The sequence below is a fragment of the Pseudarthrobacter sp. TE9888 genome (assembly GCF_056279345.1).
The window spans coordinates 829,639-842,891 of record NZ_JBWBRD010000002.1 but is presented as its reverse complement, the minus strand read 5'-3'; the positions used below and the strand labels follow the sequence as shown (position 1 = coordinate 842,891).

The 13,253-nt window shown below is 65.4% G+C and carries 7 protein-coding genes and 1 pseudogene; 4 read left to right on the top strand and 4 right to left on the bottom strand.

Annotation, left to right across the window (positions count from 1 at the left end; all coding sequences use genetic code 11):
• The first annotated feature begins 100 nt into the window (after positions 1-100).
• Both ACZ9J7_RS04570 and ACZ9J7_RS04565 read left to right on the top strand, forming a co-directional pair.
• Positions 101-1,834, top strand: coding sequence for an ABC transporter ATP-binding protein (locus tag ACZ9J7_RS04570; protein WP_476207395.1), 1,734 nt, complete (start codon positions 101-103; stop codon positions 1,832-1,834).
• A complete protein-coding gene (locus ACZ9J7_RS04565; RefSeq protein WP_476207394.1) occupies positions 1,831-3,858 on the top strand; it encodes an ABC transporter ATP-binding protein in 2,028 nt (675 codons plus the stop codon). The genes ACZ9J7_RS04570 and ACZ9J7_RS04565 overlap by 4 nt, the downstream gene beginning before the upstream one ends.
• Positions 3,859-3,871: 13 nt before the next feature.
• Here ACZ9J7_RS04565 and ACZ9J7_RS04560 read toward each other — a convergent pair whose 3' ends face one another.
• Entirely contained in the window at positions 3,872-6,820 is a 2,949-nt protein-coding gene (locus tag ACZ9J7_RS04560; RefSeq protein ID WP_476207392.1) for a helix-turn-helix transcriptional regulator, read from the bottom strand.
• Positions 6,821-7,418: 598 nt separating this feature from the next.
• Between ACZ9J7_RS04560 and ACZ9J7_RS04555 the strand changes: the two genes are divergently transcribed.
• Positions 7,419-8,867 (top strand): HNH endonuclease signature motif containing protein, encoded by a 1,449-nt coding sequence (locus tag ACZ9J7_RS04555; RefSeq protein WP_476207391.1) that lies wholly within the window; start codon positions 7,419-7,421, stop codon positions 8,865-8,867.
• 44 nt (positions 8,868-8,911) lie between these two features.
• Here the strand turns inward: ACZ9J7_RS04555 and ACZ9J7_RS04550 are convergent, their stop codons facing one another.
• Positions 8,912-9,379: a hypothetical protein gene (locus tag ACZ9J7_RS04550; RefSeq protein ID WP_476207389.1), complete on the bottom strand. Its 468-nt coding sequence runs from the start codon at positions 9,377-9,379 to the stop codon at positions 8,912-8,914.
• Between the two features lie 230 nt (positions 9,380-9,609).
• On the opposite strand from ACZ9J7_RS04550, the gene ACZ9J7_RS04545 reads away from it, so the two are divergent.
• Complete coding sequence (locus tag ACZ9J7_RS04545; protein ID WP_476207388.1) at positions 9,610-10,647, top strand: hypothetical protein; 1,038 nt, start codon at positions 9,610-9,612, stop codon at positions 10,645-10,647.
• A 60-nt stretch (positions 10,648-10,707) separates the two neighbouring features.
• On the opposite strand, the gene arsA is transcribed toward ACZ9J7_RS04545, so the two are convergent.
• Positions 10,708-12,465, bottom strand: a complete 1,758-nt coding sequence (gene arsA, locus ACZ9J7_RS04540; protein ID WP_476207387.1) for an arsenical pump-driving ATPase — start codon at positions 12,463-12,465, stop codon at positions 10,708-10,710.
• Positions 12,466-12,639: 174 nt separating this feature from the next.
• Positions 12,640-13,112, bottom strand: a pseudogene (locus ACZ9J7_RS04535) (GNAT family N-acetyltransferase).
• Positions 13,113-13,253 lie beyond the last annotated feature (141 nt).

Genomic DNA, 13,253 nt, shown 5'->3' with positions numbered 1-13,253 from the left:
TTTTCCCAGCCAACTGTAAGGATCATCCGCTCCTCCCGGACGTACACTGACCTTCGCACCACGTTTTGTGGACACTCCGTCAGGTGAGGGCCTTTTTCGTATGCTCTGGAAGTTGCTCGTCGAATACCTGCGGCCGCACCGGCCGCTGCTGGCCGCCGTCGTGGTTTTCCAGCTGGCGCAGTCCATCGCGTCCCTGTACCTGCCCACGCTGAACGCGGACATCATTGACCAGGGCGTGGCGCGGGGCGATACCGGCTACATCCTGTCCACCGGCAGCGTCATGCTGCTGATCACCCTGGCCCAGATCGCGTGCTCGGTGGTGGCCGTGTACTTCGGGGCCAAGGCCGCGATGGGCCTGGGCCGGGACCTGCGCGGCGCCATCTTCGAGCGGGTGGGGCAGTTCTCTGAACAGGAAGTCACCAAGTTTGGTGCGCCCAGCCTCATCACCCGTTCCACCAACGATGTCCAGCAGGTGCAGCAGCTGGTGCTGATGTCCGCCACGCTCATGGTGGCGGCGCCCATGCTCAGCATTGGCGGGGTGATCATGGCCATCCGGCAGGACGCCCAACTGTCGTGGCTGATTGCCGTGTGCGTCCCGGTGCTGCTGATCGCCGTCGGGCTGATCGTCACGCGGATGGTGCCGCTGTTCCGCAAGATGCAGGCGCGGATCGATACCGTGAACCGGGTGCTCCGCGAGCAGCTCACCGGCATCCGGGTGGTGCGGGCGTTCGTGCGCGAGGACATGGAAACCGAACGGTTCGCGGGCGCCAACGCGGACGTTACCGACGTCGCCCTCCGCGCAGGCCGGCTGATGGCCCTGATGTTCCCCACCGTCATGCTGGTCCTGAACGTCTCAAGCGTGGCGGTGATCTGGTTCGGCGCGTTCCGAATCGAGGACGGGTCCATGCAGGTGGGCACGCTGATCGCGTTCCTGAGCTACCTGATGCAGATCCTGATGTCCGTCATGATGGCCACCTTCATGGCCGTGATGATTCCGCGTGCGTCGGTGTCCGCGGACCGGATCGGCGAGGTGCTGGGCACCAGCTCCAGCGTCATGCCGCCGGAGCAGCCGGTCACCAGCGCGGTCCGGCGTGGTGAGCTGGAAATGCGCGACGTCGGATTCGCCTACCCGGGTGCCGACCAGCCTGTCCTTTCCGGGATCAGCTTCACCGCCCGGGCGGGACAGGTGACCGCGATCATCGGCAGCACCGGCTCGGGCAAGACCACCCTGGTGAACCTGATGCCGCGGCTGTTCGACGCCACCTCCGGGGCGGTGCTGATGGACGGCGTGGACGTGCGGGACCTGGACCCGGACCTGTTGTGGGGGCACATCGGGCTGGTCCCGCAGAAGCCGTACCTCTTCTCCGGCACCGTGCGCAGCAACCTGCTGTACGGCAACCCGGACGCCACCGAAGACGAGCTGTGGAGCGCGCTGGAGATCGCCCAGGCCCGGGACTTCGTGGAGCAGATGGACGAAAAACTGGACGCGCCCATCTCGCAGGGCGGCACCAATGTCTCCGGCGGGCAGCGGCAGCGGCTGGCGATCGCCCGGGCACTGGTGAAGCGGCCCGAACTGTACATTTTCGACGATTCGTTCTCCTCCCTCGATACCGGCACGGATGCCCGGCTGCGCCAGGCGCTGAAGCGCAACATTGCAGGCGCCACCATGGTGATCATCGCCCAACGCGTCTCCAGCATTGTCGATGCGGACCAGATCCTGGTGCTCGACGACGGCAGGATCGTCGCACAGGGCACGCACCACGAGTTGCTGGAGGCTTCGGAGACGTACCGCGAAATCGTCTCGTCCCAGCTGGCAGCGGAGGAGACGGTATGAGCCACGGACCCGCTCCCGCACGCGGCGCCAAAGGTGCGCCCGCTTCCGGACCCGGCCAGGCCGACGTCGTACGCATTCCCCGTCCTGCCGGCGGACCCGGACGGGGCGGCCCATTTGCCGGGATGAACGTGCCGGCGGAAAAGGCGATGAACTTCGGCGGCTCCGCCAAACGCCTGCTGGGAACCCTCCGGCCGGAGCGGTTCTGGCTGGTGCTGGTGCTGGCCATGGCGGTGTCGGGCGTGGTGCTGCAGGTGATCGGGCCGCGGCTGCTGGGCGAGGGCACCAACCTGATCTTCTCCGGCGTCGTGTCCAAGCAACTGCCGCCCGGAATGACGCAGGCGCAGCTGATTGCGATGCTGCGGGCGTCCGGGGACAACCAGAAGGCGGACATGCTCAGCGCGATGACGCTGACGCCGGGCGCGGGGATCGACTTTTCTGCGCTGGCCAGCGTGCTGACGTGGGCCCTCGTGCTGTACGTGCTGGGATCGGCGTTCATGTGGGGGCAGGCATATGTGCTCAACGGCGTGGTGCAGCGGACGGTGTTCGGGCTGCGCGAGCAGATTGAGGCCAAGATCAACCGGCTGCCGCTGCGGTACTTCGACTCGATCCAGCGCGGTGAGCTGCTCAGCCGGGTGACCAACGATGTGGACAACATTTCGCAGAGCCTGCAGCAGTCCATCAGCCAGGCCGTGACGTCCGTACTGACCGTGCTGGGCGTACTGGTGATGATGTTCATCCTCTCGCCCACACTGGCACTGATCGCGCTGGTGACCATCCCGCTGACGCTGGGGATCACCACGCTGATCGCCAAGCGCTCGCAGAAGCTTTTCGTGCAGCAGTGGAAGAACACCGGCGAGCTGAACGGCCAGATCGAGGAGACCTACACCGGGCATGCGCTGGTGAAGGTGTTCGGCCGGCAGCGTGAGGTGGGGGAGCGGTTCCGGCAGAAGAACGCCGAGCTGTATGAGGCGAGCTTCGGGGCGCAGTTCATTTCGGGGCTGATCATGCCGGCCATGACGTTCATTGGGAACCTGGTGTACGTGGGGATCGCCGTGGTGGGTGGCCTGCAGGTGGCCTCCGGTGCGATGCAGCTGGGCGATGTGCAGGCGTTCATCCAGTACTCACGGCAGTTCACCCAGCCGCTCGCGCAGCTGGGCTCAATGGCGAACCTTTTGCAGTCCGGCGTTGCTTCTGCCGAGCGGGTGTTTGAGCTGCTGGATACGGAGGAGCAGTCCGCCGATCCTGTGGGGGCTGCCTTGCAGAGCCCTGATGGTGCAGCGCGCGGGCGGCTGGTCTTTGAGGATGTCTCCTTCTCCTATTCGCCGGACAAGCCGCTGATCAGCGGGCTGTCCCTGGCGGCTGAGCCGGGGCAGACGGTGGCGATTGTGGGGCCGACCGGGGCGGGCAAGACGACGCTGGTGAACCTGATGATGCGGTTCTACGAGCTCGACGGCGGCCGGATCACTTTGGACGGGGTGGACATCACCACCATGAGCCGGCACGACCTGCGCTCGCGGATGGGGATGGTGCTGCAGGATACGTGGCTGTTCGGCGGGACCATCCGGGACAACATCGCTTACGGGCGGCCTGCCGCGTCTTCTGCTGAAGTTTTGGAGGCGGCGCGGGCAACGTACGTGGACCGGTTCGTGCATTCGCTGCCCGAGGGGTACGACACCATCCTCGACGATGAAGGGTCCAACGTGTCCGCCGGCGAGAAGCAGTTGCTGACCATTGCCCGGGCATTCCTGGCTTCGCCCTCTGTGCTGATCCTCGACGAGGCGACGTCTTCGGTGGATACCCGGACCGAGGTGCTGGTGCAGAAGGCCATGAGCGCTTTGCGGTCCGACCGGACGTCCTTTGTGATTGCGCACCGCCTGTCCACGATCCGCGACGCCGACCTCATCCTGGTGATGGAGGCCGGCCAGATCGTGGAACAGGGGAACCACGCTTCACTGCTGGCCGCCGGCGGGGCCTACGCACGGCTGTACGAGGCCCAGTTCGCGGCACCGGTGGCGGAGGTGTAGGGACTGCCGGATGTTAGGGACCGACGGATTTAGGATTGCGCAATTCTCGCGATCCGCCCGCTAGTCCGGCTGCCGGGGCGTCCGTTGCAGCCAGCCGCGCAAGGTCCACCCGGTTGGCAGCACCTGTCTTCCGCAACAGGTTCGAGACGTGGGAGCTCACCGTCTTCTCGCTGATTATCAGGGCCCTGGCAATTTCGCCATAGGTCCGGCCGGCCACGATGTGGTTCAGGATGTCCAGTTCCCGTGGTGTAAGCCCTGGAAGCCGCGCGGGAAGGGACAGGGATGTGGGCTTGACGGGCGTCAAAGGGATCCGCGCCTGGGCGGCCAGGAGCTCCAGGGCCGCCTGGACCGGTGCCGCTTCGAGTTGGGCCGCCAGCGCGAGACCCCGGTGAAGGAATTCAGCTGCACGTGGCCCGCGGTGGTGCCCGTGCAGCAGCAGGGCCTCCACAGCCCTCCTGCAGGCGTAGGCCTCCTCCCATGGCAACGACGCGTCCCTGAGCGCGTCGGCGGTAGCTCCCCATTGCGCTGCATTGCCCGCATCGTTCCTCGCCCGCCCGAGCTCGGCAGCGTACAGGGCATTGAAGGCCGCTACTTGGCGTTTGTACAATTCCGAGTGCCCCATCCGTTCATGGAGTATCTCCGGGAACCTTTCCTGGAGCTGGGTGGCTTCTTCCAGGAGTTCGGAACCGGTGAGGCCGTGGTCCCTTTCCTGCCGGACCTGGTCCGCCAGGGCACGGGCGGCGATGGGCAGCAGCCATTCGCACATCGTGGGAGGTGGGCCGGGGCTGGTGGCGCCGGTCATGGCTGCCGAGAAGGCAAGCCGCGAACGTCCGGCTGCCACATGGACTTCGGCGCGGACCGCATCAAACGTGAGGTTGAGGTAGCCCGAGTTGTCCTTGTACAACTCCTCTGCGCGCTCAAGATAGATCGCAGCCTCATCATGGCGCCCTTGTAAATGGGCCAGCCGGGCGGCCGTCAGCCTGGCATCCACATCCCCCATCGGGCCGGGATCGAGTCCCACGGCTATCCTCAGCGCCGCCCGGCATTTCGGCCACGCGCCGATGGCCAAGTAGCTGGCCGCCTCGGTTGCCGCAATTTTTGCCGTATACGAGTGCGGGGCTCCCTGCTGTACCAGCTCCTGCCTGGCGCACCCCAGAAGGTCTGCGTATTCCTCGCTGGTCCAGGGGCCCTGCGCATTGCCTGTCCAGTACGTCGCATGGACGAATGCCCAAAAATCGCGTGCCCGGAGCGCCTCGCGCGCGCCTTCGGCTGCCAGGTTCCGGGCTGCCTCAAACCGATCTGCGGCGAGCTCAGCAATTGCGGCCGCAGTCAGGGCATAGGCCAACGCCCGGTGATCGCCCGCCTCCCGCGCCAGGGCGAGCGATTGTGCCGCCGCAGCATCCGCGCCTGGCTCGCCGTGCCACATGCTCGCGTGCGCGAATTCGGCCAGCGCCATTGCATGTTGCCGGCTCTCCGGTGCTGCGGCGGACAGGCGGACAGCCTCCTGGATGTCCGCCATGGGAAGGAAGGCCTGCCCGGTAGAGAACTGAAGGTGCATCCGGCGCACCAAAAGTTCGGAGGCTTGCAGCGGCTCCCTCACCGGGTCCACGTGTGCCAGTAATTCTTCCGTTGCTTCGAGTTCAAGTGCCAGTGCGCCCGCTTCCCCGGCTGCGGTCCGGAGCTTGTCCCAGAGATCCCGTGGCCATTCCCCAAAGTCCGGAACGGCTGGCTGCAGCCGGATCGCCCGCCGCAGGAGCCGGATCGCATCCCCAAAGGCGCCTTGTGCCGCTGCCATGTCCGCTGCGGCGATCGCCCACCGGAGGGCCTCCCCAGGCCGATCAGCCGCGGAGTAGTGATCGGCGAGAGCCACGGCATTGTCCGCGGGCGGTGGGGGCCCGGTGCCCAGCCTTTGGTAATGGGCGGCAGCGAACGCCGCATGCCATCGCCGCCGCTCGCCCGCATCCAGTCCCTGTTCCAGTGCTTCGGCAATGATGGGATGGTGGAACCAATACTTACCGTCCTGGGTCACGTCCAGGAGGCCTTCCTCCACAGCTGACTGAAGGAGCGGCAGGACACCGGCGGGTCCTATGGCGGACCCAGCGACGTCGAGCAGTTCCGTACTGCTGGCCGGCCGTCCCCCGAGCGCCATGATCTGGGTCAACTCACGGGCTCCGGACGACAAGCCCTGCCAGGATCGCAGTACCGCGGATTTCAGGTCGGGCGGAAAGCCGGCGGGAAGACGCCGTGATTCTGCCGTGAGCCCGGCAACGAGGAGACGGTTGAGGTAGGGGTTCCCGGCCGAACGGGCGAAGACATCAGTGACGAGCGACTGGTAGGGAGGAGATTCCAGAAGGCCTGCGAGCTGCGCTTCGGTGTCGGGGCGATCCAAGGGTTCGAGCCGATGTATATCCACCCGCGGCATGCGCCGGACGTCGGTCATCCAGCGATGGAAGGTACCTCCGTCGGTCCGCACGGTGCCTATGACGCCGAGGGCCCTGTCGCTGGGTCCCGCCACTAGGTACATGAGGACATCGAGGGTACTTTGGTCAGCCCAGTGGAGGTCATCGATCGTCAGGATCACTGGCGACAGCCGGCACAGCGCTGTCAGCCACTCGTCTATCTGGACGAGTACATCGGGGCGGGAGTCACCCGAGAGCACCGGTGGCGGGGGGACTGGTCCGATGGTGCCGGCTTCCGCCGCGCGGAACGCAGACCGCAGTGCGAGGAACGGCACGTCCATGGATGACAGGGGGAGCGCACCCCCGCTCAGGACGAGGACGTTCCGCGGGACTGACGCGATGGCTCGTGTGACAAGCGCTGTCTTGCCGATGCCGGCGTCGCCGGTGACGATGTACGTCCTCGCTGTTCCGGAGCAAACGCTGTTGATGATGCCGGTCAGTTCGGAAAGGTCGGCTTCCCGTCCCACCAGTTCAGAATCGCCGGCGCTCCGCGCATTCGCCACAAATCCAGCTTGCCACCGCCGAACCCCACCGGTACAGATCTGAGGCTACCCCGCCTGTTTTTAAGGGTGACCGCCGGATGTGGATGGGGTGCTGCCAGACGGAAAGTGGACGTGTCCAAACAAACTGCTTTCCGAAAGGACAGGCCATGTCCGGGTCCGTCAACTCATTACACCGCTTGGTAGTCATCCTTCCCCTGCTTCTTCTCGCGCTGGCCGCCCCCGCTGCCAATGCAGACACCGGCAGCGACACGCTCGTCCCGTACGACGGGCCCAGTTTCGAGAATTGCGCGCTGACCAGGATAGGAACCCAACTGGTTCGCTGTGACAACCTCACCGGCGCAGGGGTGCCGGCACCATTTTGGATCCCCGAACAGCCGTGACATCACGTTCCTTACAGCTGCCGCAAAGTTCTTGCAGCAGCTATGCACACCCCCACCCAACCAGGGCGGACGACGCCGGGTTTCCACCCGCCGTCGTCCGCTCCGCCCCAGCCGCCCAATGGCAGGGGCTGCTCCGGCCGACGATGTGGCGCTGCATTGGACCGTGCCGTCGAAGGCGCCGAACTAAGAATGTCAGACCCCCGTGACAGTCTTTGGTTATGGGAACCGGAGCGGTTGTGGATGCGAAAGGCACGGCCGGAATCGCCGGTGCCGTCGCATCCCTGACCGGGTTCGTGGACCAGTTGGCGGGAGCCTTGAACCTATCTTCGGACCCTTGGGACGGTGCCGGCCGCACGGATGGTTACGACCCGCTGCACGAACTTTCCGAGTCCTGCCTAAACGGCCTGGGCATCGTGGCCCGCGTCGAAGCTGCTACTGCAGCGGTGAAAGTCCGGCTGCTCGCAGAATATTCGGAGGCCGCCGCCGCCATGGAAGCGCCGGCGGAAAATACCCATGGATCATCGGCGCGGGACATGAGTGTCGTCGCCGAAGTCGCCTGCACGCTCACCATCGGCGAGGGGGCCGCATCCGCGCTGTTGCAAGACGCCCATGCGCTAACCACGTCTCTTCCGGCTACGCTCAACGCCATGGAGGCTGGCGCCGTTTCCTGGCGGCATGCCCAGATCATGGTTGACGAAGCCAATGGCCTGGACTCTGCAGCTACAGCGGCATTGGAAGCCCACTTCCTGGACCCGGAGGCGTCTAACGCGGCCCGGGGTGCATCTGCCGGGGAGCTGGTCCCGGGCCGTTTCCGTCGGAAAGTGCGTGCCTGGCGGGAACGCCACCACCCCGAGTCCCTCGAAAGCAGGCACGTGAAGTCCTGGGCGGACCGGCGGATGGAGTACTCGCCGGACCGGGAAGGAATGGCTTGGGTTTCGCTCTATCTGGCTGCAGACACGGCCTGTGCGGTGTGGAACAAGACGTCCGCCCTGGCCCGTGGGCTGCAGGGACCGGACGAGCCAAGGACCCTCACCCAGCTCAGGGCAGACGTGGCCGCCAAATTGCTGCTCGGTGGTACCGCGGACCTCGCCGGACCCGGGCCGTCCCTCAAAGCCGATGTGCTGGTCACGGTACCAATCCTTTCCCTCCTTGGCGTCACGGACGAGCCAGCAGACCTGGACAACTATGGGCCCATCCCTGCGTCCATGGCACGCAGACTCGTCACGGAAGGTGCCGGCTCGTTCTACCGAGTGTTGGTGGACCCCCGCGACGGAGCCCCGCTGGAACTTGGCCGCACGAACTACCGGCTCACGGAGGCGCTAAAGCGGTGGTTGAGGTTGCGGGATGGCAAATGCACCTTCCCGGGGTGCAGCAACCCCAGCCCAGACAATGAGGCGGACCATCTCAGGGCCTGGGAGCGCGGAGGCACCACCGGAATCGGCAATCTGGGACAGCTGTGCCCAAAGCACCACCGGCTCAAGCATCGGACCGGGTGGAGTCCGGGTGCCGCTTCCAGGAATGAGCCACCGGCGTGGACATCGCCCAGCGGTCGCAAATACAAGGCCGAACAACCCGACCGGGAACCGACCCACTGGCCGCCGGGCTGCCTGCCCGGAGAGACCAGCGTGCTGGAGGCATCGGCAGTGGACTATCTCGCTGCCTTGTAGCAAGCGTCAGCCGAGCGCACCGATGCAGGCGCGCCCGCACCACGTCAGCCGCCTGCACCTACCGCTGCTGTTTCGACCGAGAGGAGCCTGGCGTAGTTCAGGCACATGCTCACGCCTTCATTGGCAGGCACCCGGTTTCCATCAAGGGCCACCGGATCACCCTGGGCCAGTGACGTGCCGCCGGGCAGGACCACGGCTTCGCCGCGGAAGGTGGTGCCCGCAGGAAAGAGCAGGGTCCAGTCGTCGCCGTCATCCGCCAGGACCGTGACGCAACCAGCACCGTCACGGGACACCTTTCCCACCACTTTGGCTTCCACTTGGGGCGTGGCAGATGCATCATCCACCGTGACCGCTTTGGTGCCCCCAGCGGAGATGATCAGCTTGGTGGTGATCTCCTGTTGGATGACCGGATCCGGACTTTCGGACGGCGATTGAGCGGGTTCCTGGGCAGAACACGCTGCCAGGAAAAGGACCGTGGCCGCGTACGCGGCAGAAGTGATGCCGGGTTTCATATCTCCCCCCACAGAAAGCTGATTCCCCAGCATAACGGCAGGCACCCAGACACCTCGCGCCCAGAAAACCAGGCACCCGGCACCCGCGAAGCGTCCTGTCCCTGCGCGTTCACCGTGCGGCCATCGTGAAGCCCACCACCGTTATCCCTGGTCAAGCATTCTTGCCGGGCACCCTCTGTCCAGCCTCTCCCAATGAGCCGGGCGGAACATCCCCGTTCAAGGAGTAGACCGTGTACGTGAAATCCGCCCTTGCCACTCTGGCCGTTCTTGCCACCCTGGCCGGAGCAGCAGCTCCCGCCCAGGCCGCGGACAACACCACGGACAGCAACCAGGCCTTCACCTTCGCCGCCATCGGCGACATCCCCTATGGCGCCGCCGAGATCGCCAAGTTCCCGTCCCGCATCCAGGATCTCAACGCGGACAGGGAACTGAAGTTTGTAGCACACGTGGGCGATATCAAGAACGGTTCCTCCGTTTGCTCGGACCAGTACTTCTCCTACATCCGCACCCAGTTCGACACCTTCACCCACCCACTGGTCTACACGCCCGGCGACAACGAGTGGGTGGACTGCCACCGCACCAACAACGGGGCCTACAACCCCCTAGAGCGCCTGGACAAGATCCGGGAAGTCTTCTTCAACCAGCCCGGCAAGACCCTGGGCACCACCATGCCGGTGAAGTCGCAGGAGAACCTGGGCCTCCCGGAGGACGTCCGCTTCGAGAAGAACCGGGTGGCCTTCTCCGTCCTGAACGTCCAGGGCAGCAACAACTCCCTCCTGCCGTGGACCGGGCTGGGCAAGACTGAACCCACGCCGGAGCAGCTCGCCGAGGTGGAACACCGCACGGACGCCGTGATCGCCCAGATCCACCAGACCTTCGCCGACGCCAGGCGCAGCAACGACCGCGCCGTGGTGCTCATGCAGCAGGCCGACATGTTCGACCCGTCGCTGCTGGCCGACGCCACCGCAAACCCGGCAACCGTCTCCGGCTTCCGCGGGATCGTCCAGGCCATGGTCGAGGAAACCAACAACTTCGACGCCCCGGTCTACCTGGTCAACGGCGACAGCCACGTCTTCACCGAGAACCAGCCCCTCGCCGCGGGCTCACCCTGGCTGGGCATCTACGGCTCACCGGCCGCAGACAACCTGCAGCGGATCACCGTGGACGGCGCGAACAACGCCGTGGACTACGTCCGCTTCACCGTGGCCGGCAACAGCGCCAAAGGCGCCGACGTGCTGAGCTGGGAAAAGGTCCCCTTCAGCCAGTAGCAGCCCAGAGGAAGCGGACGACGGCGGGCACCCACCCGCCGTCGTCCGCATAGGGTTTCCCTACACCCGCTCGCGGCTGAAAGCGGTCAGCGAGGTCAGCTTCGTTTCCCCCACCGGCTCTTCGGGCAGCAGGGGAATCAGGGCAATCCTTTGCGCCAAGGACCGCACCTCGGCGATCTGTTCGATTTCGTGTGCGGCGCGGGCCTGAAGCAAAGCCGTGTGGGGGTGGGCAGCCGCGATCGAGTTGTTGATGACCCAGGCCCACGGCTCAATTCCGGCCCGTTCCAGATCATTCTTTAGCTCCTTGGCCTCCAGCACAGGCGTCGTCTCAGCCAAAGTAACCAGAATGACTTTCGTCGTCAGCGGGTCCTGCAGACGCATGAGCGGCGTCACGAATCCGACGGAGTCTCCCACCTGGCGGAATATCTCCCGATGGTAGGAGCCGGTGGCGTCCAGGAGCAGCAGTGTGTGGCCGGTAGGGGCAGTGTCCATCACCACGAAGTTCCGCCGGGATTCCTGGACCACCCGGGAAAACTGCCGGAACACCGCCACCTCATCGGTACAGGGAGACATCAGATCCTCAGCCAAAGCTGCGCGTCCTTCAGCATCCATGTTCCGGCCCTTGGTTTCCATCACGTGGGCCCGGTACTCATCGATGGCCGCTATTGGGTCAATCCGGGACACTTTCAGCCCCGCAACAGACCCATGGAGTGTCTCGACCAGGTGCGCTGCCGGATCGGTGGTGGTGAGGTGGACGGCATGTCCCCTTTTGGCCAGGGAGACCGCGATTGCAGCGGCGACCGTGGTCTTTCCCACGCCGCCCTTGCCCATGCACATCACCAGCCCGTGGCCGTCGCGCTCGATGCCGTCCACCAAGGCAGCTAGTGGAGCATCCTCGATCTCCGGGACCGACGCCGGGTGCTCCACAGCCTCGGGAGCGGTCCTGAACAGGGATTCCAGCGCTGCCACACCAACCATGTTGGCGGGTTTCAGGTCCAGTATGTCGCGGGGGAGACCAGCGACTGACTCGGGAATCGCCGCCAGGGCCGCCGCTTCCCGGGCACGAACGGCCTTTGCGAGCTCCTCCTCACCGCCGGCTTGGGGAAAGACGCCGTTAACCACCAGGTACCCGCCGGAGATTCCAATCCGTTGGAGCTCCACGTAAGTCCGTTCAACCTCTTTCAGTGACGACTGCTGCGCACGGGTCACCAGGACAAGCCGGGTGCGCAGGGGATCCGCGAGCGCCTGGACCGCCTTTGCATACACCTCTTTGTGCTTGTCCAGTCCGGACAGCGGTCCCAGGCAGGACGGTTCGCCCGCGCCGGTAGCGAGGAAATCGGTCCATGACCCGGGAAGCTGCAACAGGCGGATGGTGTGGCCGGTAGGCGCGGTATCAAAGACGATGTGGTGGTACTGCGCAAATGAGGTGTCGTCTCCAAGCAGGCTGGTGAACTCATCGAAGGACGCCACCTCTGTGGTGCAGGAACCGGACAGGCTCTCCGCGATGCCGGCCAGCTCCTGCTCGGGCAGCACTCCCCGGACAGGGGCCAGGATCCGCTCCCGGTATGCGTCGGCCGCCTGTTCCGGGTCAATCTCCAGTGCAAAGAGGCCCGGCACTTGAGGAATGGCGGTGATGGTATTTCCAATGGCCATGCCGAAGACCTGGCCGATATTCGAGGCGGGGTCCGTGCTGACCAGCAGTACCTTCCGGCCCTCCCTGGCCAGGGAGAGTGAGGCGGCGCAGGCCACCGAGGTCTTGCCCACCCCGCCCTTGCCGGTGAAAAACAGGAACCGCGGCGGATTATCGAGAAACTTCACGGCCGAATGACCTGCTTGGCGGGACGGAAATGATCGGCCATGATGATGTTCCTTGCGCTCTGCGTGCAGACTGTTGCGGCCAGTCTTTCAGGCCCCCGGGAAGGGCCCCAGAGCCGAACGTCCCGGTCGACGGCGGGCGCCCACCCGCCGTCGTCCGCCTTCCTTATGGTGGAGCTAGAGGCGGAGCACCATGAAGACGCTGTTGGGGTCCAGCACGTAGTCGGCAAACGGCGGGCACTCCATGAACCCGTGCCGGGCGTACAGCCGGCGCGCGGGCGCAAAGTAGTCCTCGGTTCCGGTCTCCAGATAAACGCTCCCGAGGTTCCGCGCACGGGCGTCATCAAGAATATGCCCCAGCATGAGGGTGGCCACGCCCCGGCCCCGGGCCGTTGCTGCGGTGCGCATGGACTTGATCTCGCCATGCCTTCCCGGACTGGCGGGGGAGTCCAGCAGCTTGAGCGCGCCGCACCCCAAAAGGTGGCCGTTCTCGCGGGCCGTCCAAAACGTGATGGACGGGGCGGACAGCGCCAAGTGGTCCAGTGCATGGACGCTCTCGGCCGGCGAAGTGGCGAACATGTCCGCGAGGTGTTCGTCCAGGAGCAGGCGGACATCATCACGCGCGGGGCTGCCCGGTCAATCGAAATCATCGCTACAAACTTACCCGTTGCGCACATCAGCACCCGTGTGCCAAAATTCCCCTGATCGTGAACCGACTCCAGGAGGTGAGACCCATGAACGCTATATCCGTAATGGGTGCTCCCCCGCAGTCCACGATCCGCGGCTGACCC

Bases quoted from the DNA above. Each gene is read 5' to 3' on its own strand.
- ACZ9J7_RS04570 (WP_476207395.1), top strand. From the start codon at position 101: ATGCTCTGGAAGTTGCTCGTCGAATACCTGCGGCCGCACCGGCCGCTG.
- ACZ9J7_RS04565 (WP_476207394.1), top strand. From the start codon at position 1,831: ATGAGCCACGGACCCGCTCCCGCACGCGGCGCCAAAGGTGCGCCCGCT.
- ACZ9J7_RS04555 (WP_476207391.1), top strand. From the start codon at position 7,419: ATGGGAACCGGAGCGGTTGTGGATGCGAAAGGCACGGCCGGAATCGCC.
- ACZ9J7_RS04550 (WP_476207389.1), bottom strand. From the start codon at position 9,379: ATGAAACCCGGCATCACTTCTGCCGCGTACGCGGCCACGGTCCTTTTC.